Raw genomic sequence first — 25,929 nt, 5'->3', positions numbered from 1 at the left:
CTCTTCTCAATGGCGTTCCCCTCAGTCGTCGGCTGCCACGAGTTCCAATGGCTGCGCGGCAGGAGCGTGTTCCAGCCCCAGCAGGTGCCGCACCGCCGCGTTCCAGCCCTCGTCGTCGAGTATGCGGTACAGGTGCGCCCACTGCCAGCGGCGGTAGGCGTCCACAGCGGCCTCCAGCCCGGCCTCGCGGCTCCCTTGCAGGGGGTTGGGGGGCGGCGCGCTGAGGTGGTGGCGCGAGAGGCTGCCCTCCAGCTCCGCCAGCGTTTTCGGCCCCAGGGCGAAGGCGACCCGGCCCTGCGCCAGCCAGCGGGCCAGGTCATCCTCGGGAGGCAGCGCATACAGGATGAGTTCGCCGCCGGGGTGGGGGGTGCCGGGGGAGACCAGCGTCAGGCCGGGCACCTGATCGCCCAGGTATGCGGCGACCGGGCCGTCGGCATAGGCACTCGCCCCGGCGCGCAGGTGGCTCATCGCCTCCCTGGGGTCCAGGCGGGGCAGGGGTGGGGCGCCTTCCAGCGGGCTGTCCAGCCCCAGCCGGGCGGGGACGCGCAGGGCCTGCCCGTGCAGCTCCAACCGGGTGCGCCCCTGCCACTCGCTGCTGACCAGGTGGGCCGCGAGGTCCCGCTCGCCGGGCGCCGCGTCCCGTTCGCCGTGCTTGATGCCGCGCAACTTCCCGACCTGGAATTGCAGGCTGTCGCCGCGTTTCCCGACGAGCCGTGTCCCGGTCAGCGGCTCGCGCACGTGCCACAGTGGCGGCGCGTGCCCCGTGCCGAAGGGCTCGAAGTCCGCCGCCTGGGTGACGAGGTCGGGGGTGGCCCCCAGGGTCGGGAGCGGCGCGTCCAGGCGCCACACGGGCACCGGGCGGGGAAACTGCCGGACATAGGCGTGCAGCCGCTCGCGCAGGGCAGGGATGTTGCCCTCCTCGACCGCGAAGCCCGCCGCGCCCGGGTGCCCGCCGTAGCGTTTGAGCAGGTCGTGGCTATAGCGCAACCCCTCCACAGCGCTGATGCCAGGGGTGCTGCGGACCGATCCCTTGCCCTGCGCGACGATGTACACCGGCTTGTGAAAGGTCTCGACCAGCTTGCTCGCCACGATACCCATCACGCCCGCGTGCCAGCCCTCCTTGGTCACCACGATGGCGGGGTCGGAGGGGTCGGCCAGCCCCAGCGCCTCCTCGAACATGCGGTCTTGTAGCACCCGGCGATCCTGGTTGCGCGACTCCAGGTAAGTCGCCAGGGTGCGGGCCTCGTGCAGGCTGTCGGTCGTGAGGAGTTGCAGCGCTACGTCGGCCTCGCCCAGCCGCCCGGCCGCGTTCACCAGCGGCGCGAGCAGAAAGGCCACGTCCCGCGCGGAGGGCCGCCCCACCCGCTTGGCGCTCAGCAGGGCCTGAATTCCGGGAAGGGGGGACTCCGCCAGTGCCGCCAACCCCGCCCGCACGAGCGCCCGGTTCTCGCCGATCAGCGGCGCGACGTCCGCGACTGTGCCCACCGTCGCCAGGGCGGCCAGCTCACGTGGCTCGGGTAATCCCAGCTCCTCCCGCACGGCCCACAACAGGTGGTAGGCGACACCCGCGCCAGTGAGGTTGTGCAGCTCCGGGTCGTAGCCCGCCGTCCGGTGGGGGTGAACGACCAGGCCGTCCGGGTAGTCCGGGCCGGGCGCGTGGTGGTCGGTCACGATCACTTCCGTGCCACGGGCGAGGAGGGACCGCACCTCCTCCAGGTTGGTCACCCCGCAGTCCACCGTCACGAGCAGGTCGCAGGCGGCGGCGTGTTCCTCCACCCGGTCAGGGTGGATGCCGTACCCCTCGTTCAGCCGGTGGGGGATGAACCCGTGAATGTCCGCGCCGATCTCACGCAAGCCCAGGACCAGGATGGCCGTGGCGGTCACCCCGTCGGCGTCATAGTCGCCGTGGACGCGGATGCGTTTTCCCGCCCGAATCGCCCCCACGATCCGCCGCGCCGCCTCCCGCAGCGCCGGGTTGGGCGTGAGAACCAGCGGCGGGTCGAGGAGGGCCGGGGTCAGGCCACGCCCGTGCAGCACCTGGGCGAGCGGCGGCGAGACGCGCCACGTCCGCATGCTCTTCAGCAGCGCCTCACGACTGGCGGGCGGGGCGAGGAGCCAGCGCGCGTCGGGCAGCTCGGGCTGGGGCCGCCTCATGCGCTGACCGGGGACGGGGGAGTGGTGGGTTCGGGCGCTGGGGACACGCTCCCCAGCCGGGCCTGGAGGGTGGCGGTCAGGCGGCTTTCGAGGGCCACGCGCTCGCGGGCCTCCCGGCGGCGGCGCCAGCGGGCCTGCCACAGCGGCGGCAGCAGCAGCAGCGCCGCGTACAGGGCGCCCAGAACGGCGAAGAGCGCGACCGCCGTGCCCACCGGAAGCAGCAGCTCGCCCCGCCCCAGCGGCAGGGGCAGCCTCACCGGGACCGGGTTTTCCAGCGCGACCAGCAGCAGGTACGCGCCCAGTACGAGCAGCAGCACCACCTGAACGAACCCCACGAGTCGCATGGGGGCAGTCTAGCGCCCTCCAGGCGCGTCTGCCAAAGAAAAATGGCCCCACCAGGGGGCCTTCCGGAGCGGAACTGGATTTAGAAGTAGAACTTCAGACCGGCCTTGATCGCGGGCACGAAGCCGCGGGCCGCCGGGTCGGTGCTGTTCTGGAGGGCGCCCGCGCCCTTGTTGCTGAGGTAGTACTTGCCGTCCACCTCGGCGAACGCGGCGAGGGAGTTGGTGATCTGGAAGTCGGCGCCGATCACGCCCTTCACGAAGGTGTCGGTCGTGTTGGTGTTGCCGGTGGCGCGGCTGGTGCTGCTCGTCAGACCCAGGCCCACCCCGACGTAGGGCTGGATGTTGCTGCCGGTGTTGAGGTTGTAGGTGGCGGCCACATCGGCCGAGAGCGCGTTGAAGGCGGGCTTGTAGTCGGCCGAGACGCGGGCGCCGAACGGCCCGATGATCTGGGTGCTGCCCACCATGCCGCCGAAGCTGGTGCAGAAGTTCACCTGGCGGCCGCCCGCGTTGGGGATGAAGCAGGTGCCGCTGCTCGCGCTGACGCTCACCCCGGCGAACAGGTTGCCGCGCGTGGCTCCGTCGGTCGCGGGCGTGGTGTCGCCGATCACGACGGTGGTGCCGGTGTCGGGGGTCGTGGTGGTCGTCCCGGTCGCCGTGGTGTCGGTCGTCGTGGTCGTGCCCGTGGTGGTATCGGTGGTCGTGGTGCCTGTCGTCGTCGTGCCGGTCGTCGTGGTCCCGGTGGCCGCACGCTGCTCCAGGGCCGCGATGCGGGCCTCCAGCGCGCTGGTGTCGGCGGCGGGACCGGCCGGACCCGCGGGGATGTTCCGGACGGCAGCTTCCAGCGCGTCGATGCGGGCGGTCAGGGCCGCCGTGTCAGTGCCCGCCGTCGCCGTGCCAGTCCCGGTACCCAGGGCGGCGATGCGGGTCTCCAGCGCGGTGATGCGGGCCTGCTGCTCGGCGCTCAGGCGCTCCAGGTCAGTCACGCGGGTGCTGATGGCGGCCAGCTCGGTGCTGACCTCCTGCATGCCGCGCGTGATCGTCGCCAGATCGCTCTGGCTGAGGCTGCCGCTGCTCAGGGTGCCCGCCTGAAGGAGACGGTAGAAGATCAGGGCGGCCTCGTAGCGGGTCAGGTTCTGGTTGCCGCGGAAGGTACCGTCGGGGAAGCCCTGAATCAGGCCGCGCTGCGTGATCAGGTCCACGGCGTCCTTGGCCCAGTGCCCGGCGGGCACGTCGCTGAAGGTCGGGACCTGGGTCGTGGTCGCCGCGCTCGTCGTCGCGGGGGCCGTAGTCGCGGGCGTGGTCTGCGCCGGAGCGGTGGTCGCCGGGGTCTGGGTGGTCTGAGTCGTGGTGTCGGTGGACGTCTGCGCGCTGGCGACGCCGAGGCTCAGGGCCAGGGTTGAGGCGATCATCAGGGACTTGTGCATAGGTTCTCCTTTGTCTCGCACGGGTACGGCGGGCCGCCCCCGGTGCATGGGCATACCGTAGGCAGCCCAAGTGAGTGGCCTGTGAAACGTAACACGAGAACGTTCGCAGGACCAACCGATTTTCCCCCAACCTGACGACCTCTGCTTGAAAATAGGAGGAAAATGAAAGAAGTTACCCGGATTATGAGTGGGCCTAATTCCCTCCATAAAGCTGTTTTTTCGCCCCAGGTGAGAACCCTCTTGAACGGTTCAGCCTTCCTCTTCATGAGGAATCCCTCATGGGGGCTCAGAAGCGCGACCGTGATGAGCGGTGGCTATGTGAAGAACCGCACCGAAAATACCCTGTGGAAAGCGGTCGGTATGGCTTTGGACGAGCGGACGGATGGATTTAAGATTTCTTCATCCGCCGGGCCCAGGTGAGGGGCCACTCCTGAAGTGCCCGTCCAGCGGCGAAAACGGCCCCTCTATACTCGCCCCCATGAGTCAGATTCACGTCCGCGCGCAGCCGGGAGACGTCGCCGAGTACGTCCTGCTGCCCGGCGATCCCAACCGGGCCCGGCACATCGCCGGGACGTACCTGGAGGGCGCCACGCTCTACACCGAGCACCGGCAGTTGCTGGGCTTCACGGGCACGTACCGGGGGGTACGGGTCAGCGTGCAGACGACCGGGATGGGCTGCCCGAGTGCCGCCATCGTGACGGAGGAACTCGCCCGGCTGGGGGCCAGGACCCTGATTCGCGTCGGCACGCTGGGGGGCGCCACGCCGGACGTGCATCCCGCCGACCTCGTGATTGCCACCGCCGCCGTTCCGGGGGACGGCACGACCCGGCAACTGCTGGGCGGGGCCCCCTACGCCCCCGCCGCGAGCTTCGAGGTGGTCGAGGCCGCGGTTCAGGCCGCCCGTGCCGCAGGTGTGGCTCACCACGTCGGCCTGGTCATGACCGAGGACGCCTTCTACGCCAGCACGCCCGAACATGCCCGGCTGTGGGCCTCGCGCGGGGTGCTGGGCTTCGAGATGGAGGCGAGCGCAATCTTCCTGGTCGCGGTGCAGCATGGCATCCGGGCGGGCTGCCTGACGACCTGTAGCAACGACATCGGCGACCCCCAGCTCGTTCCCGACGATGTGCTGGCGGGGGGCGTGGACCGGATGGTCCGGGTGGCGCTCGACGCCATCGTGACGCTCGCCGGGGAACGGGGAGGAGCCTGAACCCCCCCGCTACTGCGTTCCGCCTCCCTCTTCCTCCCGCCGCCGCGTGTCAGGATTGAACCCATGACGATGCTCGACGAGATCGAATTCCGCAACCTGCAACTCGACCAGCACGGTCCCCTGGCGGTGCTCACCGTCAACCGCCCGGGGGCGCTGAACGCCCTGAACGCGGACACCCTGAGCGAGATTTCCCAGGCCCTGGAGGCCGTGATCGAGAACCCCGAGGTCGGGGCGCTCATCATCACCGGGGGTGGGGACCGGGCCTTTGTCGCGGGGGCGGATATCAGCGAGCTGGCGCAGCTCGGGGACGTGTACGCCGGGCGCGAACTCGCGCTCGCCGGGCAGGACGTGATGCACACTGTCTCCACCCTGCCGATTCCGGTGATCGCCGCCGTGAACGGCTTCGCGCTCGGCGGTGGCCTGGAACTCGCGCTCGCCTGCGACGTGCGGGTGGCCTCGCCGCGCACCAAACTCGGGCTGCCGGAGGTCACGCTGGGCCTGATTCCCGGCTTCGGGGGCACCCAGCGTCTCGCGCGGCTGATCGGGGCGGGCCGGGCGCTCGACCTGATGCTCACCGCCCGCCAGGTGCCCGCCGAGGAGGCGCTCGGCATGGGTCTGGTCAATTACGTCGCCGACGACCCCCTCGCCAAGGCGCGCGAGGTGGCCGAGCAGATGATGAGGAACGCGCCCATCGCCCTCTCGCTGGTGAAGGAGGCGGTGCGACGCGGCCTGGACACCACGCTGGAGGCCGGGCTGGAGGTCGAGGCGGACCTCTTCGGCCTGACGGTGGCGACGAAGGATTTCCGCGAGGGGACCGCGGCCTTCCTTGCCAAGCGCCGCCCGGAGTTCCAGGGTGAGTGAGCAGGGGCGCGGGGAGGAGATGACGGGCATGGCCGAGGAACCCAAGTTCACCCTGAGTGTCGCCGACGGCAACGTGCAGGACGTGGAGGGCCGCCGTCCCGAGGCGGAGCCGGTGGACGTGCCTGGCGTGGCCCCCGCCTCCCGCCGGGTGGTGGAGTTCACCACGCCGCGCGCCAAGCTGATCGAGGAGGCGCACCGGGCCATCCACATGGATCTCGCCGACTACCCCCGGGCGCGGGCCGCGTACGAGGCGCTGCGCGGGGACCCCGAGGCGCTGGCGCATTGGGACATGGCGAACTACGTGACCATGCGGAAGCTCGGGTACAACGACCACGGCCGCGTCCACGCCTTCATCACGGGCGCGGCGAGCATGGCGATCACCGAGCTGCTGCTGGAGGCCGGGGTGCGCCCCGACATCATGGAGAGCGGCGTGGGCGACGCCGACGACGTATTCCTGGCCGTGATCCTGGGCACCATGCTGCACGACATCGGCAACCAGATTCACCGGGTGGGGCATGAGGGGCACGGGGTCACGCTGGCGCTGCCCATCCTCGACCGGATCATGGGGCCGATCTACCCCGACCCCTTCAAGCGCACCAAGGTCCGGGCCTTCATCCTGGGGGCCATCGACTCCCACGACCTCAACCCCCCGCCGCTCACGCTGGAGGGCGGCATCACGGCGGTCGCGGACGGCACGGACATCACCAAGGGGCGGGGGCGCAAGGCCTTCGCGCTGGGCAGCGTCGACATTCACTCCATCAGCGCGCTCGCGGTGGACCAAGTGGTGATCGAGCGCGGGCGCGACCGGCCCGTCCTCATCAACGTGACCATGAACAACTCCGGCGGCATCTTCCAGGTCGAGGAGGTGCTGGCCCCCAAGGTGATCCGCACGCCCATGAGCCGCTACGTGGAGCTGCGCGCGACCACCCGCCCGGAGGGCGACGAGCAGATCCTCTCGCGGGTGCGGCTGGACGGCGACCACTTCGTGATGGACCTGGAGAGCGGCGAGCGCGTCGCCGTGGAGGTGCAGGACACCCAGAAGCAACTCGCCGAGGCCGTCGTGGAGAACCTGGGCCTGGGTGCCGAGCGGCGGTAGGTCCCCGTAGTCCCCTGGCTCAACTGTGCCCTGCCTTCACCCACCGTCCCCCCGCGTTCTCTAGACTCGGGGGGATGAAGGTCTGGGGAATTGGTCTGTCGGCCGCCGTGCTTCTGGGCGGCGCTCTTGCGGTGGGGGTCGCCGCCCAGGACAACGGGCGCCTCGCCCCCGGTCTGCGGGTGGCGGGGGTGAACGTGGGCGGCCTGACTCGGGGGGAGGCCCTGGCCGCCGTCACGGGTCACGCCCCGGCCCCCCGCCCGGTGACGGTCGTGGCGGGCGGGCAGTCGTGGACCGCCCCCGCCGACACGCTGGGCTGGCACGCCGACCCGGAGGCGAGCGTGAACGCGGCCGTGCGCGCGACTGCCGAGCGTACTCTGCTCCAGCGCGCCGAGGGTCTGCTTGGCTGGGCCGAGGAGCGGGACCTTCCCCTGGTTGAGCGGGTGAATGTGGGCACGACGCTCACCGCCCTGAAGACCCTGACCCGGGACGTGCAGGCCGAGCCCCGGGATGCGGCCGTCGTCTTCGACAAGACCCTCAAGGCGTACACCGTCCGCCCGGACTCCCCCGGCCGCCGCCCCAACGCTGCCGCCGCCGCCAATGCATTCGCCGCGAATCCGGCCCTGACCACCCTGACCGTACCCGTGACTGAGTGGCGACCCGCCCGCACCGCTGAATCCCTCCGGCCCCAGGTCGAGCAGGGCAACCGGCTGATGCGGCCCCTGACGGTGAAGCTCGCGGGCACCGGGCGCACCGGGACCCTCACGCCCCTCCAGGTCGCCAACCTGTACTGGGTACGTCCGGAGGGGATCGTGCCCGACGACAAGACCCTCCAGACCGCGTTCCAGAAGCTGACCGCCGCCGTGGACCGGCCCGCGCGCAATGCCCGCTACGCCGTTCAGGGGGGCAAGTTCGTGCGGGTGAAGGAACAGGCCGGGCGCGTGACCGACCGGGCGGCGGCCTTCGCCGCGTTCCGCAAGGCGGTGTTCAATCCCGCCGCCGATACGGTCGTCTTTCCGGCCAAGGTTAGCCAGCCCGCCCTGACGGTGGCAGCGCTCCCCGACCCCAACAAACTGGAACTTATCACCACCGGCACGAGCACCTATTACCACAGCAGCCCCGAGCGGCGCACGAACGTGGCGAACGCCGCCGCCAAGATCAGCGGCATGGTCGTGCCCGCGGGCGAGACCTTCAGCTTCCTGGGGGCGCTGGGCGGGATCACCCCGGACAACGGCTTTGTCGGCGGCCTGATCATCAGCGGCGGGCGCACAGTGGACGGACTTGGCGGCGGCGTGTGCCAGGTATCCACGACCACCTTCCGGGCGCTGTACCAGGCGGGGCTCCCGGTCGTCGAGCGCAACCAGCACTCCTACCGGGTGGGCTACTACGAGCCGCAGGTCGGCTTCGAGGCCGCGGTGTACGACCCCGGCCTGGACCTGAAGATGAAGAACGACACCGGGGCGCCCATCCTGATCAAGACGGTCAACAACGACGCCCGCAGCACCCTCAAGGTTGAGGTCTGGGGCGTCAAGCCCGCTCGCCGCGTCACCGTCAGCCCCGCCGTGATCCTCTCGCGCACGCCGCACCCGCCCGCCGAGTATGTGGTGAACCCGGGCCTCCGTGCCGGGGCGGTGCGGCAGGTGGACTGGGCGCAGGACGGCTACGACCTCTACATCACCCGCACGATCAAGGATGCCGGCGGCGTCCGCACCGACAAGGTCAGCACGACCTACAAGCCCTGGCGCGCCGTGTATGAGGTCGGTCCGCGCGGCTGAGAAGGCCGTCAGCCCCGCTCAGCTCCCCGTCAGGCCCGGCCCGTACAACGGAGGCGTATGCGGAGCCTTCCTCCCCTGGCCGTGCTGACCGCCCTCGCCCTCGCCGGGGGGGCGGCGGCCCAGTCCCCCACCCTCATGGGGACAACCTGGACATTGACTAAGCTGACGGAGGCGGGAAACCCCGTCGCGCCCGGTTCGGCCGCGCCACGTCCCGCCCTGCGCCTGGACGGCAACACGGCCTCGGGAAGTACGGGCTGCAACACGTACCGGGCAAGTTACGTCGCGCGGGGCGGGGTGTTGCGCTTCGGGCCGCTCGCTACCACACGCCGCGCCTGCCCCGACCGTCTGGACGGGTTAGAGGAGCGCTTCCTCAACCTGATGGGCCGGGTGACCCGCTTCCAGCTCGGCGGCGGCGCTCTCACCCTCTTCGCCGGGAGCCGTGACCGGCTGGTGTTCACGGCGGAACAGACCTCTTCTCCCCAACAGCCGGAGGCGAGCGTGAACCTGGACGGCACCTGGACCCTGATCGGCGGCACGGCCCTGCGGGTGGTTCCGGGCGGGGTGCCCAGCCTGACCTTCGCGGGGGACCGGGTGAGCGGTACGGGGGGGTGTAATCGCCTGACTGGTTCCTTCCAGCTGGAGGGAAAAGCGCTGACTCTCGGCCCGCTCGCTTCCACCCGGATGGCCTGCTCGCCCGAGGTAAATGCACAGGAGACGGCGTTCCTCGCATTCCTGGGGAGGCCGCTCACCGCCTCCCGGCAGGCCGTGACGCTGACCCTGACGAGCGCCGATAGGCAGACGCTGGTGTTCCGGCGGGGTGGAGTGCAGGGCGGCGCGGGACTGATCGAAGGTGGGGTGGGGGTGGCCCGGTCCCAGACCTCAGGCGCCGACGGCAGCTATGCGCTCGCCGCAGTGGACGGCCAACCTGCTCCGCGCACTTCCCGTCCGATCACGCTGACGTTGGAGGGCGGCCGTATCGGTGGGAATGACGGGTGCAACAGCTTTGGCGGGGGGTACCGCCTGGAGGATGGGCACCTGGTCCTGACCGGTCCCCTCGTCAGTACGCGGATGGCCTGTCCCAACTCGGCGGGCGAGGTGAACTTTCCGGGTGTGCTGAGGAACCGGCCCACCCTGACTGTGACGCCCGAGGGCCTGACCCTTGCGGCGGGTGGGACGAGGCTGGAGTTTAACCGGGTCTCTGCCACGGGCAAGCCATAGAGCGGTGTCGGGGTCAAGACGGAGGGGGCCAAGCATCTTGATACGGTTTGCCCCACCCCCCCTGCCCCCACCGGGGGCAGGGGGGAGTTTTCTGCTGCGCTCGGCTAGGGGCTCGCCCGTCGGGCCCGTGGTCGCCTTCCTCCGCCCGTAAGGTTTGATCTTGCTGTGTGCCAAGTCGCGGGCCACCGTCTCGCTGCGCGAGCAAGGCGGGGTGAAGGCCGTGCGAGAGCAAGTCACGTGCAGGGATCGGCCATTCACAAGAGACGGTTTTCAAAAGCAGGAGCTTTGGCGCTTTTCGCTCCTCCCCCCTTGTGGGGGAGGCTGGGTGGGGGGTGGCAGGCAACGCCTGCCCTCAGCATGCGCCGCACCCCTGAACGCGACCTACCACTCCGGCTATTCCTGAAAGATAATCTCCGCCGTCTGTTCTGGGTGCCGACGAAGAGAACGCGCAGCGGGCCTCATGGCCGCTCAGGGTGCCCGTCCTTCCAGAAGCCACTGCGCCTCGTCCTCGCCCATGTTGCCTGGGGCGTTTGCCCGTGCCCAGGACGCCGCAGCCTCTACGTCGTACGCGGTGCGGCGGAACTCGGCGGCCCAGTTCCCGTTCCGGCGGGTCAGGAGCACCCAGCGGGCAAGCGGCAGGCCGTCCTTCTGGCGGCTGACTGGCCCGGCGTTCACGACCGTTACCCCGTTCACCACGGCCAGCATCTCGTGGTGGGTGTGCCCGACGACGCACATGCGGCCACCGGCCTCATAGGTGAAGTCGCCTAGCCTCTCCCGTAGTTCCCCAAAGTGCGCGGGCCGGGTGTGTTCTCCCTCCCCGGTGAGCAGCAGGTCCTCCCAGGGGCTGCGGGGGCTGCCGTGGGTCACACGCACCTCCCCGTCCGCCGTGTCCACGAAAATGGGCAGCGCGGCGAGCGCTCCGGGCACGCCCGCCGGGAGCTGGGCGAGCAGCCACGACCGCATCCTCTCCTTGCCCGGCCGCATCCCCGCCACCCGCTCGTCGGTATTGCCGCGAACGGTCACCGGGGCTCGCTCGGCCTGGAGCGCCCAGGCCCCCTCCGGGTCGGCGGCACCCCAGACGCTGTCTCCCAAATTGAGCACCCCGTCCGGTGCAGTCTGGCGGATGTCCTCCAACACGGCCTCCAGCGCGAAGCGGTTGCCGTGAACGTCCCCGAAGATGGCGAGTCTCATCCTGTCCTCCTCACCGGGGGCGGCGCAGGGCGGCGAAGATCAGGCCGAACAGCAGGCAGGTCAGCACCACCGCGAAGAGGGAGGCGTTCGCGTTGAAATCTGGCCGCAGCGCGTCGCCCGTGAACTTGTAGACGGCATAGGGGGCCAGCCAGCCCAGCGCGTAGAGCCCGGCGCGGCGGGGGTAGGCCCGGGTGGCCGCCGCCTCCGGGAACATGCGGGCGGGCACCAGCATGGCGGGGATCAGGAGGAGCTGCGTCAGCCAGAACCACAGGGGCAATCGCCCGAAGCCGTATTCCACCCCGGCGAAGACCACGTTCAGGGCGGCGATCAGCAGGCCCGTCACGACCAGCGAGCGAAGGAGGAGCGGATTCACCCCGGCATGTTCGCACAGGTGGTGGGGAGGGCCGTCTCTTTCCCCGTGAAGTTCGCCCCAGACTTGCCGGGTCGCATTGCCGCGCGGGTGGCGGTTGGGCCATCCTCCGTCAGACGGTGGTTTTCGGGAGAGCGGGCCCGGGCCGCGCCAGTCGCCCGAGGCCGGGTTCGGCGAAGCCCTGCCCGTCCCACACCGTGCGGCCGCGGACCAGGGTGCGGCGAATCTCGCCCCGCCAGACTCGACCCGCGTAGGGGCTAAGTTTGTGGCGGTCATACAGGTTTTCCCGCGTGAGGAGGGGAGAGCGGCCCGGGTCCACCAGCGTCAGGTCCGCGTCGAACCCGGGCGCGAGGTCGCCCTTCCCGGGGAGGTGCAGTACGCGGGCGGGGGCGGTCCCCAGCACCTCCGCCACACGCGGGAGGGGGAGGTCATGCACCTCGGCCCCCGTGAGCAGCGCGGCCAGAGTACTCTGCACACCCGCGATGCCGCCCCAGACCTCGAAGAAGTCCGCCCGGTCCTTGAGGTCCGCCGGGCTGGGCGAGTGGTCGGAGCCGACGGTGTCCACCCGGCCCTCCCGCAGCGCGGTCCACAGCGCCCCCAGGTCTGCCCCGGCACGTAGCGGCGGCGCGCATTTCAGTGTGGCCCCGACGCGCTCCACATCCTCCTCGGTGAAGGTGAGGTAGTGAGGGCAGGTCTCCACGGTGACCCGGGTGCCCCGCGCCCGCCAGGCCACCGCCTCGGCCACGCCCGCCCCGCTGCTGACGTGAACGATGTGGAGCCGGGCGCCCGCCCCATGCGCGAGGGCGCAGGCCCGGGTGATGGCCTCGACCTCCGCCGCGACCGGGCGGCTGTCCAGATAGGCGCGGATGTCGGTTCGCCCGGCGGAGCGCAATGCCGCCGCGAGCCGGGCCGTCAGCTCGTCCGACTCGGCGTGGACGGCCACGGGCAGGTCGAGGGCTGCCGCCGCGCGCAGGCCCGCCTCCAGGGTCCCGTCGTCCACCGAGCTGAAGTCGGCGATGCCCGAGTGGCTCATAAAGGCCTTGAAGCCCACGGCCCCGGCCTGGGCCAGGTCGGGGAGGTGGTCCACCATCCCCGGCACCAGCCCGCCCCACAGCGCGAAATCGGTCACCGACTTTGCTTCGGCCAGCGCGCGTTTCTCCTCGAACGCCGCGCGGGTCACCGTGGGCGGCGTGCTGTTCAGGGGCATGTCGACGAAGAGGGTGCCCCCACCCGCCGCGAGCGCCCGGCTGCCCGTCGCCAGGCCCTCCCAGTCGGTGCGGCCGGGCTCGTTGAAATGCACGTGGGCGTCGATTACGCCGGGAAAGACGTGCAGGCCCCGGGCGTCCAGCTCCCCCCGGGCGCCCTGGGTGATCTCGGGCGCGACCTCCACGACCTGTCCCCCGGCCACACCTATGTCCGCCCGCCCCACTCCCCGCGCCGTGACAAGCGTTCCCCCGCGCACGATCAAGTCCAGTTCCGGCCCCATGCCTGAGGATAAGGGCGGGAATGCGGCATCATGGCCCCGTGCCTGACCCCGCCTCCCGACATCCCGACCCCCTGCACGGCGTCACCCTGGAACAGATCGTGGTGCGGCTGGCTGACCGCTACGGCTGGGAGGGCCTGGCGCGGCGCATACCCATCCGCTGCTTTCAGCATGAGCCCAGTGTGCCTTCCAGCCTCAAGTTCCTGCGGAAAACACCCTGGGCGCGGGCTAAGGTGGAGGCGCTGTACGTGACCCTCGTGCGGGACGAGCGGGAGACGTGAAGACGGCCCCAGTCAGCGGTGCATCACCACGTTGACCACCGTGCCGCCCGGGTCGCGCACGAAGAAGCGCCGAACGCCCCAGGGCTCGTCCCGCAGGGGATAGACCACCTCGACGCCCTGCCGCCGCATCTCGGCGTGGGCGGCGTCCACGTCGTCCACCTCCACGCTGACATTCGGGTGGAGGCCGGAGGGCTCGCGGGAGATCACGCTGACCTGGGCGGCCGGATCAGTGGGCGAGGCGAACGTCACGATCCAGCCGAGGTCCATCACGACGCAGTAGCCGAGCGTCTCGCCGTAGAAGCGGCGGCTCTGGGAAAGGTCGCGGCTCGGGACGTTGGGCACCGTGCGGAGGACACGCATGGCCCACTGTGCCGGAGCCGTCACCCTAACGGCCCAGCACGAGCCACAGGGCCAGCAGGCCCGCCAGCAGCACGGGTGGCGTGAGGACCAGCCCGGCGCGAAGGTACTCGCCCCAGGTCACGTGCAGGCCGCGCCCGCGCAGCACATGCAACCACAGCAGCGTGGCGAGGCTGCCGATGGGTGTGAGCTTCGGGCCGATGTCCGCGCCCACGACTGCACCGAACAGCAGGGCGTCCCGCGCGGCGCCCGTCACGCCGCTCTCGCGCAGGCCCAGGAGGGCGGTCAGCAGGGCGGGGAGGTTGTTCAGGCCCGCGCTCAGGCCCGCCACGCTCAGCCCCGACGCCAGCACGCCGGGGAGCGTTCCCCCCTCCGCCCGCGCCGCCAGCCAAGCCCCATAGGTCCCCGTGATCCCCGCGTCCCGCAGGCCGGAGACGACGGTGTACATGGCGAGGCTGAACAGCACCACGTTCCAGGGCGCCGAGCGCAGCACCGCGCGGCTGCGGACGTTCCCGCTCCGCGCCGCGACAAGCCACACTGCGCCCGCCGCCAATCCCACCACCGCCGACAGGGGCACGCGCAACTCCTCGGCGAGAAATGCTCCCACCAGCAGCAGCGGGGTCACCGCCCAACCCGCCCGGAACACGCCCCAGGAGAGCACGGCACTCGCCGGGTCCGGCAGGGCCGCCGGATCGTAACGCCGGGGCAACGTGCGCCCATAGACGGCGAGCAGCACGGCCAGGCACGTGAGCACCACCGCCAGGTCCACCGGCACCATCACCCGCGCGTACTCGCCGAAGCCCAGCCGGAAGGCGTCCGCGGCAATGATGTTCGTGAGGTTGCTGATCGTCAGGGGCAGGCTGGCCGCGTCCACCACGAAGCCCACCGCCAGCGCGAAGGCGAGCGTCGCCGGCCGGGGGAGCGAGAGCAGCCCCGCGAGTTCCAGCACGATGGGCGTGAGGATCAGCACGCCGCCGTCGTTGGCGAAGACGGCGGTCACCCCGGCGCTGAAGACCACCAGCAGGATGAGGAGCCGCCGCCCGCTCCCGCCCCCCCAGCGGGCGACATGCAGCGCGGCCCAGCGGAAAAAGCCCGCCGCGTCGAGCAGCAGGCTGAGGGTGATCAGGCCGACCAGCGTCAGCGTCGCGTTCCAGGTCGCCCCCCACAGCGCGGGTAACTCGGAGGGGTGGACGGCGCCCGTCAGCAGCGTGAGGGCCGCGCCCAGGGTCGCCGCCCGCGCCGGACCCAGCCCCAGGGGTCGCCAGATCACCAGCGCCACGGTGAGCAGGACGAGCAGGACGGCGAGCAAGGACGCTCCTACCGCTTGCCCAGCAGGTACGCCCTGGGATGGTGGCCGCCGCTGTACACCTGGAACAGTTCGCGGGCGTGCCAGCGGTCCTGCTCGCGCAGGAGGCGCTCGAACAGTTTGATCTCGTGTGTCAGGACGACCAGGCGGCCCTGACGGCTGCACAATCGGTGCATCTCCGTCAGGAAGGCGGGGTACAAGGCCGCGTTGCCCCCGTGAGTACCCACCGCGTCCCCCCACGGCAGGTCGGAGACGATCAGGTCAAAGGAGCGGGGGGGCAGGCCGGTCTCCAGGGCGTCCACCTGGGCGACCTCCACCTCGCGCCCCGCCGCCCGCAGGTTGGCCCGGGCGCACTCGACGGCCTGAGGGCTTGTGTCCACCCCCACCATCGCGTCGTAGGGACCCAGCAGCGCCCGCTCGACGAGGAGGGTGCCGCTGCCGCTCATCGGGTTGAAGATGCGGTCCTCGTCGCGCTGACCGGCGAGCTTGTGCAGGGCATAGGCGATGGTGGCGTTCAGGCCGCCGCCCATGTTGCACACCCGCCACGGGCGCGCCGAGAGGGGCCGGGGCGTGAGGCGCGCGAGGACCTCCCAGCCGGGGCCGTCCTCCTGCGGGCGCAGCCGGACCAGGAGTTCGCCCTCCTCGGGGTCATGGGGAAGGTTCAGGGCGGTCTGGAGTTCCTCCGCGATCCGCGTCATCACGCTCGACTCGCGGCCCGCCGCCGCCAGCCGGAAGGAGCGGTGGCCCCCGAAGCGCACCACCTCTTCCAGGAATGCCGTCAGCTCGCCGAGCTGCTGATGCCCCAGCAGGCCGCGCGGGCGGGGCACGTCCCAGGCCCTCACCCGGTAGACGGCGACTGCTCCCCGCAGCCGGGTCAGGCGCCCGGGCTCGCCGGGATACCAGAAGCGCAGGCCCCGGAGGTCGCGCGCCAGCGGCACCATCCGCAGTTCCCCCTCGGCAACTGCCTCCAGACCGGGCAGCGCCTCCAGCACGTACTCATGGGCGGGCTGGCGGGCGCGGTGGTCGCCCTGGGACTTTCTGGGGGTGGAGGGCGCGGTTCTGGGGCGGGGCATAGCAGGGCAGTATAGCGGCGGGCCGCCGAATGGGGGGCGGTGATAGAATCGCGCGTTTCCTATGACCCGCCCCCCCCTTCCCCCGGTGTCCGGCCCGCGCCCGCTCGGCTCCGAAGCCCCGCGCGTGCGTAAACCCCTGCTGTCGCGGGTCAGCCCGCCGCAACTGATCGCCCTGACGTTCGCCCTGGGCATCCTGCTGGGCGCGGGGCTGCTGTGGCTGCCCGTCGCCCACGGCGAGGGCCGCTCCGTGAATTTCCTGCAAGCGCTGTTTACAGCGACGAGCGCCCTGTGCGTGACCGGGTTGAACGTGATCGACCCCAGCCGCGACTTCAACCGGCTGGGCCAGGTCATCATCATGCTGCTCGTCCAGGTGGGGGGGCTGGGGATCATCACCTTCGGCACGGTCTTCGCGCTCGTCACCCGGCGGCGGGTGAACTACAGCGAGCGCATCCGGCTGGCCCAGCAGGTGAGCGCCTTCAGCGCGGGCGACGTGGTCCCCCTGATCCGCAACATCTTCCTGTACACCTTTGTCATCGAATTCGTGGGTGCGGTTCTCCTCGCCTTCCGCTTCGTGCCGCTGGAGGGGTGGGGGAGGGGGCTCTTCTACGCGGTCTTCCACTCGGTCAGCGCCTTCAACAACGCGGGGTTTGCGCTGTACAGCGACAACCTCGTGCGCTTCGTGGGAGACCCTCTGGTCAGCCTGGTGATCGCCTTCCTGATCATCCTGGGCGGCATGGGCTTTCTGGTGCAGCTCAACGTGGTCGCGCACCTGCTGAATCCCCGCCGCAGCCGGATGCTCGTTCACTCCAAGCTGGTGCTCACCATGATGGTCGCGCTCCTGGTGATCGGGACGCTCATGTACCTGGGGCTGGAGTGGAGCAACCCGAGGACACTGGCGCCGCTTCCTTTCGGGGACAAGCTGCTGGCGAGCTTCTTCCAAGGGGTGGTCCCGCGCACGGCGGGCTTCAACACCCAGGACTACGGCGCGATGCGCCTGGGCACCATCTTCATCACCATCATCCTGATGTTCATCGGGGCGAATCCCGGCTCGACGGGCGGCGGGATCAAGACGAGCACCTTCTACGTGATGATGGCCTCGGCCTGGAGCATGGTGCGGGGCCACCGCGACACGACGCTGTTCGCCCGGCGGATAGATCAGGAGACGGTGCTGCGGGCGATGGTGGTGGGCCTGCTGAGCATCGGCCTGGTGAACACCATGTTTATCCTGCTGCTGGTGACGAACAGCCGCAACGACATCTCCTTCGCGCAGCTCTTCTTCGAGGCGGTGAGCGCCTTTGCCACGGTGGGCCTCAGCATGAACGCCACGCCCCTGCTGAACACCGACCAGCAGCTCGTGCTGATCCTGCTGATGTACCTGGGGCGCATCGGGCCGCTCACCTTCGCCGTGGCCTTTAATTCCCGCGGGCAGGGTGACCCGGTGCGCTACCCCGCCGAAAAGGACATCCTGATAGGGTAAACCATGCCGCCCACGCCTCCCCCACTCGCCCGGCCACGGCGCGGCCTGGCGGCCCGGCTCCAGCCGCCGCAACTGATCGCGCTGGTGTACCTGCTGGGCATCGGGCTGGCAACGGCGCTGCTGCACCTGCCCGGCGTGACCGTGCCCGGCGCGGGGCTGGGGAGCATCGACCGTCTGTTTACCGCCACCAGCGCCATCTGCATCACTGGCCTGGTCGTGGCGGATACCGGGGAGGCCTTCACCCGCTTCGGGCAGGTGCTGATCATCTTGCTGGCACAGGTGGGCGGGCTGGGCATCCTGACCTTTGGGACGCTGTTCGCCTTCCTGAGCGGGCGGCGGGTCAACTTCACCGAGCGGCAGCATCTGGCGCAGCAGGTGAGCGCGCTCGACGTGGGCGGCGTGCTGCCGCTGATCCGCATCATCTTCCTGTACACCCTCGTCGCCGAGGGCGCCGGGGCGGCGTTGCTCGCCCTGCGCTTCGTGCCACAGTTCGGGCTGGGGGAGGGCCTGTATCAGGCCGTCTTTCATTCCATCAGCGCGTACAACAACGCGGGGTTCAGCGTGGTGCCCGGCGGGATGGGGCAGTACGCGCAGGACCCGCTGGTCAGCCTGACGCTGTGCGGACTGATCATCCTGGGCGGCCTGGGTTTCCTGGTGCAACTGAACGTGCTGCTGCACTTCCTCGGCCCCCGCCGCCATCGCCTGACCGTCTACAGCAAGCTCACGCTGCTGACCACCGGGCTGCTGCTCCTGATCGGCGCGGCGCTGATCCTGGCACTGGAATGGGACAATCCCGCGACGCTGGGGACGCTGCGCGCACCCGGCAAACTGCTCGCCGCCTTCTTCCAGGGCGTCACGCCGCGCTCGGCGGGCCTCGCCACGGTGGACATCAACGGGATGACGAGTGCCAGCCTCTTCCTGCTGATCGCCCTGATGTTCATCGGCGCCAACAGCGGCTCGACGGGCGGCGGCATCAAGACCAGCACCTTCGCCATCCTGGTTGGCAGCGCGTGGAACATGGTGCGCGGTCGGGGTGAGCTGATCGCCTTCGGGCGGCGGGTGGAGCCGGAGAACGTGGTGCGGGCCGGGACCGTTACTACCCTGTACGCCCTGCTCGTGGCCTCATCCTTCTTCGCGCTGCTCGCCACCAACCCCAAACTCGGCTTCACGCACCTGCTGTTCGAGACGGTCAGTGCGGCGGCCACCGTCGGCCTCAGCCTGAACATTACTCCCCTGGTCAACGATCCCGGCCTGGTCATCCTGACCGTGCTGATGTACCTGGGGCGCATCGGCCCCGTCACCTTTGCGGTCGCCTTCAGTCTGCGAAGCCAGCAGAGCCGGAGCGTGAAGTACCCGCCGGAGCGGAACATTCTGGTGGGGTGATGGGGGGAGCGTTCGGGAGTCGTACGGTTGCGTCCCAGGCCGTTACCGAATCGGGAAAGCGCCCATTTGACCCCTCCTTTCCCGGCCACCATCCTTTTCCTGCCCGCCCCCACCCGGGTTGAACAGCGGTTGGAACTGTTCAACAGAATTCGTATCTGTCGTCAGTTTTCAGCCTGCCGTTGAGGGCGGACCGCTGACCACTCTCCCCCGCGCTACCCTGCCCTTCGGAATGAGGACCGCCTGAATGAAGACCAAGCAATGCCTGGTGATCGGCCTGGGCCGCTTCGGCACCGCCGTCGCCACCACCCTGTACGAGATGGGCCATGAGGTCGTCGCCATCGACCAGAACGAGGAGAATGTCGAGCGGGTAATGAACCTCGTCACCCACGCCGCCGTCGCGGACGCCAGCGACGAGCGGGCACTGCGGAGTATCGGCGCCGCCGACTTCGACGTGGTCGTCGTCGCCATCGGCACGGACGTGCAGGCGAACATCCTCGCCACCATGAACGCCAAGAGCCTGGGCGCGCCGTACGTGGTCACCAAGGCCATCGACGAGATGGCGCGGCGCGTGCTGGAGCGAATCGGCGCCGACCTGGTGATCCGGCCCGAGCACGACATGGGCGTGCGGCTCGCGCGGCAGATCGCCACGCCGAACATCGTGGACACGCTCGACCTGGGCGGAGACTACGCCATCGTCGAGATCGAGGCGAACGAGCGGCTGCGGGGCACCCTGCGCGACCTGAACCTGACGGGGCGCTTCGGGGTGCAGGTGATCGCCGTCAGCCGGGCCGGGAAGGTGGAGGTCACCCCCCGCGCCGAGGATGAGGTGCGCCCGCACGACAAGCTGGTGGTGATCGGGACGGGGCACAGCCTGGACGAGCTCCGGCGGTATCTGGGGGAGTGAGGGGGCAGTGGAGGGTTGGGGCGCTGGGGAGGCCACCCACTGACCGCCCATATACGTTGGAGGTGCAAGAGGGAGAATTCCGTCTCAGCCCTGCTCTTCTTGCTCCTCCCCCCTGCGGGGGAGGCTGGGACTCGCAGAGCCGCTGGCGGAGGGGGGTGACGAGCGCCGCTCGTCCTCGTGTGGAAGGCAGAAACTTCTCCCACCCCACTTCCTATTCCGTATCGAGCGTCTTCGGCCAGGCTGCATCAGTCCCGACTTCTCTCCTCAGAAGAGAGGAGCATAACAACGTCCCAGAGCGGCTGACCCTCCAGCAGCTTTCCTGGCCCGGAAACCCCCTCCGTTGCCCCCTTGCTCGCCCGGCCCTCACGTCCCGCCTCTACCCTGCCGGAGTGATGCGCCGCGCTGCCCTCCTCCCCGCCCTGCTGCTCGCCGCCTGCGCGGGCGCGCAAACCCTCGTGCCCCTGGATTCGCGCCCGGCGACCCGGGTGCTGCCCGCCCTGATCGCGGGCGTCGGCGGGAAGGCGGTGCAGGTGCCCGGCGCTGGCCTCCTGGGAAATGCCCAGCGCGGGGCGGACCCGGCGGCGCTGGCAGCCTGGTTGAACGCCCAGCCAACCGACGGGCCGCTCGTCGTGGCGCTCGACGCCTTTGCCTACGGCGGGCTGGTGCAGTCGCGGACGAGCCCGCTGAGCGTGGAGGAAGCCTTGAGTCGCCTCCAGCCCGTGCGTGACTGGCAGGCCCGGACGGAGCAGCCCGTCTATGCCTTCATCACCCTGCCGCGCGAGCCGGACGCGACGAACCGGGAACGCAACCTGGCGGTGGTGCGCGGGATGATCGGCTGGGCGCGGGACGGCGTGTTCAGGGAGTTGCACGTGACCTGGGACGACGCCCTGCCCGGCAGCCCCGCCCCGGCCGAGGGAGCCGAGTTGGCAAAGGATGCCCCCGCCAACGTGCGCGTCTACCCCGGCGCCGACGAGGTGCTGGCGATGCTGGCCGCCCGGGCGCTTGCTCCCGCCGAGAAGACGGTGCGGGTGGAGTACAGCGACCCGGTGAAGGCGCAGGGAGTCATCCGGTACGAGGGCATTCCCCTCACCGGGAGCGCCGTCAATCACGCGCGGGCCAGCGGCTTCCGGGTGGTGGACTCGGGTGCCGCCGACCTGACGCTGTTCGTGTACAACGGCGGAGACGCGCGGCAGGCGGCGGTGCGGGTCAGCGCCCTTCTGCGGCGCGGCCCGGTCGCGGTGGCTGACGTGGCGCAGGTGAACCTGGGCAACTCCCGGTTGTGGACCGACCTCGCCACGTTGCGCCAGCACGCCAATCTCCGCTCGCTGGCGGCCTGGGGCACGCCGGGCAACAACCTGGGCACGGCGCTCGCCCATGCCCGGCTGACGCTGGAGGGGGCCGACCCCATCCGGCAGGACGCCCTGCTGGCCCGCGAGTACGCCAACGACGTGATCTACAGCGGCGAGGTGCGCGCGGCCCTCCGCAAGGCTATCCCCGAGGCGGAGCTGAACACGTCCGCCGGGCAGGCCAAGCTGCTCGAACTCGCCCGCGATTACTTCCCCCTGCGCGTCGGCCTGACCTACACGCTGGACGACGCGACGCTCCCGTGGGGCCGCTCCTTCGAGTGGGACTTCGACCTGAAGGGGAAGTGAGACGGGTTCCAGCCGCACCACCAGGCCTTCTACCTGAAGCGCTGGACAAATGAAGATGTGCCCCCTGAGCACGGCGAAGGGGCTTTCCCTCGTGCCCGGGAACGCTTCGCGTCACTCAACAGGTGGGGTTCATTCGCCCAATGCTGTGGACCCCCGGCAGGCGACGGGAGACACTGAGGTGTGATCGAACTCGCCCAGTTCTTTGCCCTGTCTCCAGAGGGCTGGACAGTCCTCGCTCTGCTTGTCGGCGGTTTGCTGTTCTTGGGCCTGACCTACCTTGTGCCGCGCCGTTTCTGGAGCTGATTGCTCCTGATCGGCTGCCCGCTCTTCACCTTCGGTCCTGTTGCCGTCCCCCTACTCCTGAACCGGATGTGAGATGGGCGTCCCCGGGCGTTTCTCCACGCTGAGCAGCAGCGCCGCCCCGATCACCAGTCCCGCGCCGAGCAGCGCGGTGGGGGAGAGGCGCTCGCCGAACAGCAGGGCGGCTAGACCCGCCGCGACGATCGGCTCCAGGCTGGCGATCACGCTCGCGCGGGTGGCGGGCAGGTGCCTCAGGCCCGCGCTGTAGGCGAGGTAGGCGAGGTAGGTGCTGAAGACGGCGATGACGGCCAGGCTGCCCCACGCGCCCGTCGTCTTAGGGCCGAACTCCACGAAGGGCAGCAGCCCCAGCGCCCCCACCGGCAGGGCGATCGCCAGCAGTGCCGTGGGCGAGTAGCGGGTGAAGAATGCCTTGCCGTACAGGTAGTACAGGCTGTACGTGAACCCGGCGGTCAGGCCCCAGCCCAGCGCCGCGCCTGTCACGTTCACGCCCTGCCCACCGCCCAGGCTGATCAGGCCGATGCCCGCCAGTGTTCCGGCAACAGCGGCAATTTCCCGCGCCCCCAGCCGCTCGCGCAGCACGGCCCAGCCGAACAACGCCACGAAGGCCGGGGCGGTGTACAGCAGCACGCTGGCGAGGCTGGCCCCGCCCGCCCGGACCGCGAGCTGGTACGAGCCGTAGAACACGCTGACGCCCAGAACGCCGAAGCCCACCGTCACCAGCAGGTCCCGCCCCCGGGGAAAGGCTGCGCGGGTGACGAGGGCGTGCAGGGCGTAGAGCCCCCCCGCCAGCACCGCCCGCCAGAAGGCGACCTCCAGCGGCGATACGCCCGCCGACTGGGCGTTCTTGCCCAGGATGCCCAGCAGGCCCCACAGCACGGCGGCGGTCAGGATCAGGAGGGGTGCGGGGACCCTCACGTGCGCCGCCACAGCTGCAGGGTCGCCAGGCTCACCAGCAGCAGCCCCACGCCGCCGACCGCCGCCAGGATGAGGGGTCGGGTGTCGCGCGTCTCCCCCACGGCGGGGAGGGTGCCCCCGGTGAAGGGCGCCGGGTCCCCCGAGGGCAGCAGCACGTCCACCGGCACGGGGGCGTCCGCCCGGCCCGCCTGGAGCACGGTGGGGCCGGGCGTGGCCCCCGGGCGCAGCACGCCGTCGGGCGTGAGCGGGGAATACACGCTGCTCGTGACCCAGTAGGCGTAGTCACCGGGGGGAATGGCCGCGTCGATCACGAGGTCGGTCCCCTCCACCCGCACGGTCGGCGCGGGGAGTGCGGTGAGGGAGGCGGGACCCTCCCCGTTCTCCGACACGCGCTCCAGCGTGCTCCCGAAACCCGTCACGCGCAGGTGGTAGGTCCAGCCCCCGCCCGCCGCGCTCAGTCGCAGGTTATCCAGCGTACGCTGCCCACCTACAGGTCCCCCCACGAAGACGTCGGTCACGTTCGCCGAGAAGCCCGAGGGGGCGTTCCAGGGGTTCTCGATCCGGCCCAGGCTCACCCGGAAGCGCATCCCCGACCCCTGCGGCCCCGCCTGAAAGCGGCGCAGGTCCAGGGCGTCTGCGCCCACGGCGGGCCGGGTGGGAAGGATATATCCGCCGTCTCCCCGCGCGTCCCCGGCAGGATCGGCAAGCGTCAGGAGCGCGGCGGCCAGGAGCGTCAGCACGCGCGCCAGCATAGAGCAACGGCCTAAGGGTTGGAGTCTTCCTGACTGGGCGGAGGAACCAGGTGTTTCGGGGCGTTCAGGCCGCGCTCCGCATCTGGGCGATCATCGCCAGCAGGGCCTGCGCCAGCGCGGCCGGGTCGTGGCGGGCGGTCGGCCCCGCTTGCAGGAGGGGAGCGGTCCGCACCCGGCCCCGCAAGTCACTGCTCGCGCCCTTCAGGTCGAGGATCTGCGCCCCCTCGGCGGCGTAGCGGGCCTGCACGTCGGGGGGAATGGGGGTGCTGTTGGTCAGGACCCAGTTCGGCGCCCGCCCCAGGTGCGCGGTGATCGCGCTCACGTGGTCCTCCAGGCTCAGGCTGGTGGTCTCGCCGGGTTCGGTCATCAGGCTGGCGACGTACACGACGGGCGTGCCCGACTCGCGCACCGCCCGGGCAATGTCGGGCACCAGCAGCGCCGGGAGGATCGAGGTAAAGAGGCTCCCCGGCCCCAGCACGATGAGTTCCGCCCCCCGGATCGCCTCCAGCACGGCGGGCAGGGCGGGGAGGTCGGGGGGTTCCAGCCGCACATCGGTCACCCGCGCCTCGCCCACCTGCCGCGCCAACCCGCTCTCGCCGCGCACTTCGCGCCCGTCGGAGAGCCGGGTGACCAGGGTGGCCGGGCGGGTCGTGGCCGGAAACACCTGCCCGCGCACCCGCAGCACCTCGTGGATGTCGCGCATCGCCCCCTGAAGCCCGCCCTGTTCCTCGCTGAGCGTGGCGAGAAGCAGGTTCCCGAAGGTGTGCCCCTCCAGCCCCTCCCCACGGCCGAAGCGGTGGAGCAGCAGCCGGGCGAGAACCGGGCTGTCTGAGAGTGCCGCGTAGCAGTCGGTGAGGTCGCCGGGCGCGATCATGTCCAGCGACTGCCGCAGCCGTCCGCTGGACCCACCGTCGTCCGCCACAGTCACGATCGCGGTGATGTTACCCGTGTGGGCCTTGAGCCCGCTGAGCAGGTTCGACAACCCGGTGCCGCCCCCGACCGCCACGATGCGCGGTCCCCGCGAGAGGGTGCGTTTGGAGTAGATCACGTCGAGCGCATTCTCCGGCGCCGTCCCCGTCGAGCGCAGCATGGAGCGGTTGAGCATCACGATGGAGAGAAAAGCCCCCCCCAGCGCGAGCGCCATCACGGCCATGCCGACCCCGTACAGCGGCATGATGTTGGGCTCGGTCAGCGCATTGAGCCACAGAATCCAGCGGGTGGCGATGAAGTGCAGCGGCCCCGTCCAGGTGAAGTGCAGGAAGCCCACCGCCCCGATCAGGGTGCAGAGGACGAACAGCACCAGCCAGCGCTTGACCCCCATGCCGGGCGTCATCCACATCCGCGCCCGGCGGCCCCCCGCCCGCACGGCCTCCACCCTCCCCCGCGGCAACTCGTTCATGGGCTCTCTCCCAGGTGCATGTCGCGGTGCCCCACCACCTCCGCATCCAGGTCCACCAGGTCCCGTGCCAGCCGCTCGGCGACCGCTACCGAGCGGTGCTGTCCGCCCGTGCACCCCACCGCCACGGTATACCCCCGGCGCCCCGACGCCCGCGCCCGCTCCGCCGCCGTCCGCACGAAGTCCCGGATCTCGCCGTAGAACTGTTCGGAATCCTCGTCCTGAAACACGTAGTTCGCCACGTCGGGCTCCAGACCTGTCCGGGGGCGCAACTCGGGGACCCAGTGGGGGTTGGGCAACGAGCGCACGTCGAGCGTCAGGTCCGCGTCGCGCGGCGGCGTGTGCTTGAACCCGAAGCTCAGCAACCGCAGGCTGAAGTCCTGTTCCAGCCGGAAGGTCTGCAAGACCCGCCCGGCCAGTTCGGCGGCGGTCAGCCGGGTCGTGTCGATCACCGTGTCCGCGATGGCGCGCAGGGGGGCAAGCAACTCGCGTTCGCGCGCAAAATCCACCATCAACGTCTCGCCCAGGGGATGCACCCGGCGCGTCAGGTTGTAGCGCTGGAGCAGCACCTCCGAGGTCGCCTCCAGGAACAGCACGTGCAGGTCCTCGCGGCGGCGTGAGAGCCGCTGGTAGCTGTCCTCCAGCGCGCCCAGAAAGTCCCGCGTGCGCGCGTCCGTGCTGACCGCCACCCGCGTCAGCCCCCGCGCCGCCCCCAGGTCGTGCATTGCCCCCCACAGCTCGGGCGGCAGGTTGTCGGTGATGAAAAAGCCCGCGTCCTCCAGTGTGCGGAGCGCGGTGCTCTTTCCACTTCCCGACAGGCCCGAGACGATCACGAACGGCATGGGGGCAGTGTAGCGAAGGGGGAGGCGGGGGAGGCATAACGCTCGGGACGGTGCCAAGGAACCGCTTTTTGTGAGCCGAACGAGGCGCACAAAGGGCAAAGAATTACGTCTGGAACAGCAAAAAAGCTCCTCCCCTTGAAGGGGGAGGTT

Annotated in this window: 24 protein-coding genes; 11 read left to right on the top strand and 13 right to left on the bottom strand. The window is 70.5% G+C overall.

Annotated features, from left to right (window positions below; genetic code table 11):
• Positions 1–21: 21 nt before the first annotated feature.
• From F784_RS0101570 to F784_RS0101560, 3 genes are all read right to left on the bottom strand, one after another.
• Positions 22–2,154 carry a single-stranded-DNA-specific exonuclease RecJ gene (locus F784_RS0101570; RefSeq protein WP_019584933.1) on the bottom strand — a complete coding sequence of 711 codons (2,133 nt, stop codon included), beginning with the start codon at positions 2,152–2,154 and terminating at the stop codon, positions 22–24.
• Positions 2,151–2,498 carry a lipopolysaccharide assembly protein LapA domain-containing protein gene (locus tag F784_RS0101565; protein WP_019584932.1) on the bottom strand — a complete coding sequence of 116 codons (348 nt, stop codon included), beginning with the start codon at positions 2,496–2,498 and terminating at the stop codon, positions 2,151–2,153. The genes F784_RS0101570 and F784_RS0101565 overlap by 4 nt, the downstream gene beginning before the upstream one ends.
• An 80-nt stretch (positions 2,499–2,578) precedes the next feature.
• Positions 2,579–3,922, bottom strand: coding sequence for an S-layer homology domain-containing protein (locus F784_RS0101560; protein ID WP_019584931.1), 1,344 nt, complete (start codon positions 3,920–3,922; stop codon positions 2,579–2,581).
• 478 nt (positions 3,923–4,400) lie between these two features.
• On the opposite strand from F784_RS0101560, the gene F784_RS0101555 reads away from it, so the two are divergent.
• From F784_RS0101555 to F784_RS0101535, 5 genes are all read left to right on the top strand, one after another.
• Positions 4,401–5,129 (top strand): phosphorylase family protein, encoded by a 729-nt coding sequence (locus tag F784_RS0101555; RefSeq protein WP_019584930.1) that lies wholly within the window; start codon positions 4,401–4,403, stop codon positions 5,127–5,129.
• A 63-nt stretch (positions 5,130–5,192) separates the two neighbouring features.
• Positions 5,193–5,990: an enoyl-CoA hydratase/isomerase family protein gene (locus F784_RS0101550; protein ID WP_019584929.1), complete on the top strand. Its 798-nt coding sequence runs from the start codon at positions 5,193–5,195 to the stop codon at positions 5,988–5,990.
• A gap of 19 nt (positions 5,991–6,009) precedes the next feature.
• Positions 6,010–7,086, top strand: coding sequence for a phosphohydrolase (locus tag F784_RS0101545; RefSeq protein ID WP_026332178.1), 1,077 nt, complete (start codon positions 6,010–6,012; stop codon positions 7,084–7,086).
• Between the two features lie 74 nt (positions 7,087–7,160).
• Positions 7,161–8,858: a VanW family protein gene (locus F784_RS0101540; protein WP_019584927.1), complete on the top strand. Its 1,698-nt coding sequence runs from the start codon at positions 7,161–7,163 to the stop codon at positions 8,856–8,858.
• A 57-nt stretch (positions 8,859–8,915) separates the two neighbouring features.
• A complete protein-coding gene (locus F784_RS0101535) occupies positions 8,916–10,076 on the top strand; it encodes an META domain-containing protein (protein WP_019584926.1) in 1,161 nt (386 codons plus the stop codon).
• Between the two features lie 468 nt (positions 10,077–10,544).
• Here F784_RS0101535 and F784_RS0101530 read toward each other — a convergent pair whose 3' ends face one another.
• The 3 genes from F784_RS0101530 to allB all read right to left on the bottom strand — a co-directional run bounded on the left by F784_RS0101530 (position 10,545) and on the right by allB (position 13,123).
• Positions 10,545–11,267 (bottom strand): metallophosphoesterase family protein, encoded by a 723-nt coding sequence (locus tag F784_RS0101530; RefSeq protein WP_019584925.1) that lies wholly within the window; start codon positions 11,265–11,267, stop codon positions 10,545–10,547.
• 10 nt (positions 11,268–11,277) lie between these two features.
• A complete protein-coding gene (locus tag F784_RS0101525; protein WP_019584924.1) occupies positions 11,278–11,640 on the bottom strand; it encodes a hypothetical protein in 363 nt (120 codons plus the stop codon).
• A 109-nt stretch (positions 11,641–11,749) separates the two neighbouring features.
• On the bottom strand, positions 11,750–13,123 hold the full coding sequence (allB, locus tag F784_RS0101520) for an allantoinase AllB (RefSeq protein ID WP_019584923.1): 1,374 nt from the start codon (positions 13,121–13,123) through the stop codon (positions 11,750–11,752).
• Between the two features lie 38 nt (positions 13,124–13,161).
• Here allB and F784_RS0101515 point away from each other — a divergent pair, with 38 nt between their 5' ends.
• The gene (locus F784_RS0101515) at positions 13,162–13,401 is read left to right on the top strand and encodes a VF530 family protein (protein ID WP_026332177.1); all 240 of its coding nucleotides are present in this window, start codon (positions 13,162–13,164) and stop codon (positions 13,399–13,401) included.
• Between the two features lie 12 nt (positions 13,402–13,413).
• Here the strand turns inward: F784_RS0101515 and F784_RS0101510 are convergent, their stop codons facing one another.
• From F784_RS0101510 to F784_RS0101500, 3 genes are read right to left on the bottom strand one after another with little or no spacing between them, the layout of a single operon-like run.
• Entirely contained in the window at positions 13,414–13,761 is a 348-nt protein-coding gene (locus F784_RS0101510; RefSeq protein WP_019584921.1) for a VOC family protein, read from the bottom strand.
• Between the two features lie 25 nt (positions 13,762–13,786).
• The gene (gene arsB, locus F784_RS0101505; protein WP_019584920.1) at positions 13,787–15,067 is read right to left on the bottom strand and encodes an arsenical efflux pump membrane protein ArsB; all 1,281 of its coding nucleotides are present in this window, start codon (positions 15,065–15,067) and stop codon (positions 13,787–13,789) included.
• An 8-nt stretch (positions 15,068–15,075) separates the two neighbouring features.
• Positions 15,076–16,137, bottom strand: a complete 1,062-nt coding sequence (locus F784_RS0101500; protein ID WP_019584919.1) for a methyltransferase domain-containing protein — start codon at positions 16,135–16,137, stop codon at positions 15,076–15,078.
• A 61-nt stretch (positions 16,138–16,198) separates the two neighbouring features.
• Here F784_RS0101500 and F784_RS0101495 point away from each other — a divergent pair, with 61 nt between their 5' ends.
• From F784_RS0101495 to F784_RS27465, 5 genes are all read left to right on the top strand, one after another.
• Positions 16,199–17,614, top strand: a complete 1,416-nt coding sequence (locus F784_RS0101495; protein WP_019584918.1) for a TrkH family potassium uptake protein — start codon at positions 16,199–16,201, stop codon at positions 17,612–17,614.
• 3 nt (positions 17,615–17,617) lie between these two features.
• Positions 17,618–18,997, top strand: coding sequence for a TrkH family potassium uptake protein (locus tag F784_RS0101490; protein ID WP_019584917.1), 1,380 nt, complete (start codon positions 17,618–17,620; stop codon positions 18,995–18,997).
• 244 nt (positions 18,998–19,241) lie between these two features.
• A complete protein-coding gene (locus tag F784_RS0101485) occupies positions 19,242–19,901 on the top strand; it encodes a potassium channel family protein (RefSeq protein ID WP_019584916.1) in 660 nt (219 codons plus the stop codon).
• A gap of 392 nt (positions 19,902–20,293) precedes the next feature.
• On the top strand, positions 20,294–21,553 hold the full coding sequence (locus F784_RS0101480) for a DUF4127 family protein (protein ID WP_019584915.1): 1,260 nt from the start codon (positions 20,294–20,296) through the stop codon (positions 21,551–21,553).
• A 180-nt stretch (positions 21,554–21,733) separates the two neighbouring features.
• A complete protein-coding gene (locus tag F784_RS27465; RefSeq protein ID WP_019584914.1) occupies positions 21,734–21,856 on the top strand; it encodes a hypothetical protein in 123 nt (40 codons plus the stop codon).
• 51 nt (positions 21,857–21,907) lie between these two features.
• On the opposite strand, the gene F784_RS0101470 is transcribed toward F784_RS27465, so the two are convergent.
• From F784_RS0101470 to rapZ, 4 genes are all read right to left on the bottom strand, one after another.
• Positions 21,908–22,789: a DMT family transporter gene (locus F784_RS0101470; RefSeq protein WP_040382293.1), complete on the bottom strand. Its 882-nt coding sequence runs from the start codon at positions 22,787–22,789 to the stop codon at positions 21,908–21,910.
• On the bottom strand, positions 22,786–23,529 hold the full coding sequence (locus F784_RS0101465) for a glucodextranase DOMON-like domain-containing protein (protein ID WP_245557734.1): 744 nt from the start codon (positions 23,527–23,529) through the stop codon (positions 22,786–22,788). Before F784_RS0101465 ends, F784_RS0101470 begins: the two co-directional genes overlap by 4 nt.
• 76 nt (positions 23,530–23,605) lie before the next feature.
• On the bottom strand, positions 23,606–24,940 hold the full coding sequence (locus F784_RS0101460; protein WP_019584911.1) for a gluconeogenesis factor YvcK family protein: 1,335 nt from the start codon (positions 24,938–24,940) through the stop codon (positions 23,606–23,608).
• On the bottom strand, positions 24,937–25,779 hold the full coding sequence (gene rapZ / locus F784_RS0101455) for an RNase adapter RapZ (RefSeq protein ID WP_019584910.1): 843 nt from the start codon (positions 25,777–25,779) through the stop codon (positions 24,937–24,939). The genes F784_RS0101460 and rapZ overlap by 4 nt, the downstream gene beginning before the upstream one ends.
• Positions 25,780–25,929: the final 150 nt, after the last annotated feature.

Source organism: Deinococcus apachensis DSM 19763, assembly GCF_000381345.1.
Taxonomy (GTDB): domain Bacteria; phylum Deinococcota; class Deinococci; order Deinococcales; family Deinococcaceae; genus Deinococcus; species Deinococcus apachensis.
This window is presented reverse-complemented; position numbering and strand designations above follow the sequence as displayed.

Coding starts and splice junctions, on each gene's coding strand:
- F784_RS0101485 (WP_019584916.1), top strand. CDS start 19,242: ATGAAGACCAAGCAATGCCTGGTGATCGGCCTGGGCCGCTTCGGCACC.
- F784_RS0101510 (WP_019584921.1), bottom strand. CDS start 13,761: ATGCGTGTCCTCCGCACGGTGCCCAACGTCCCGAGCCGCGACCTTTCC.
- F784_RS0101460 (WP_019584911.1), bottom strand. CDS start 24,940: ATGAACGAGTTGCCGCGGGGGAGGGTGGAGGCCGTGCGGGCGGGGGGC.
- F784_RS0101480 (WP_019584915.1), top strand. CDS start 20,294: ATGCGCCGCGCTGCCCTCCTCCCCGCCCTGCTGCTCGCCGCCTGCGCG.
- F784_RS0101545 (WP_026332178.1), top strand. CDS start 6,010: ATGACGGGCATGGCCGAGGAACCCAAGTTCACCCTGAGTGTCGCCGAC.
- allB (WP_019584923.1), bottom strand. CDS start 13,123: ATGGGGCCGGAACTGGACTTGATCGTGCGCGGGGGAACGCTTGTCACG.
- F784_RS0101530 (WP_019584925.1), bottom strand. CDS start 11,267: ATGAGACTCGCCATCTTCGGGGACGTTCACGGCAACCGCTTCGCGCTG.
- F784_RS0101540 (WP_019584927.1), top strand. CDS start 7,161: ATGAAGGTCTGGGGAATTGGTCTGTCGGCCGCCGTGCTTCTGGGCGGC.
- F784_RS0101500 (WP_019584919.1), bottom strand. CDS start 16,137: ATGCCCCGCCCCAGAACCGCGCCCTCCACCCCCAGAAAGTCCCAGGGC.
- F784_RS0101535 (WP_019584926.1), top strand. CDS start 8,916: ATGCGGAGCCTTCCTCCCCTGGCCGTGCTGACCGCCCTCGCCCTCGCC.
- F784_RS0101550 (WP_019584929.1), top strand. CDS start 5,193: ATGACGATGCTCGACGAGATCGAATTCCGCAACCTGCAACTCGACCAG.
- rapZ (WP_019584910.1), bottom strand. CDS start 25,779: ATGCCGTTCGTGATCGTCTCGGGCCTGTCGGGAAGTGGAAAGAGCACC.
- F784_RS0101555 (WP_019584930.1), top strand. CDS start 4,401: ATGAGTCAGATTCACGTCCGCGCGCAGCCGGGAGACGTCGCCGAGTAC.
- F784_RS0101565 (WP_019584932.1), bottom strand. CDS start 2,498: ATGCGACTCGTGGGGTTCGTTCAGGTGGTGCTGCTGCTCGTACTGGGC.
- F784_RS0101560 (WP_019584931.1), bottom strand. CDS start 3,922: ATGCACAAGTCCCTGATGATCGCCTCAACCCTGGCCCTGAGCCTCGGC.
- F784_RS0101570 (WP_019584933.1), bottom strand. CDS start 2,154: ATGAGGCGGCCCCAGCCCGAGCTGCCCGACGCGCGCTGGCTCCTCGCC.
- F784_RS0101490 (WP_019584917.1), top strand. CDS start 17,618: ATGCCGCCCACGCCTCCCCCACTCGCCCGGCCACGGCGCGGCCTGGCG.
- F784_RS0101495 (WP_019584918.1), top strand. CDS start 16,199: ATGACCCGCCCCCCCCTTCCCCCGGTGTCCGGCCCGCGCCCGCTCGGC.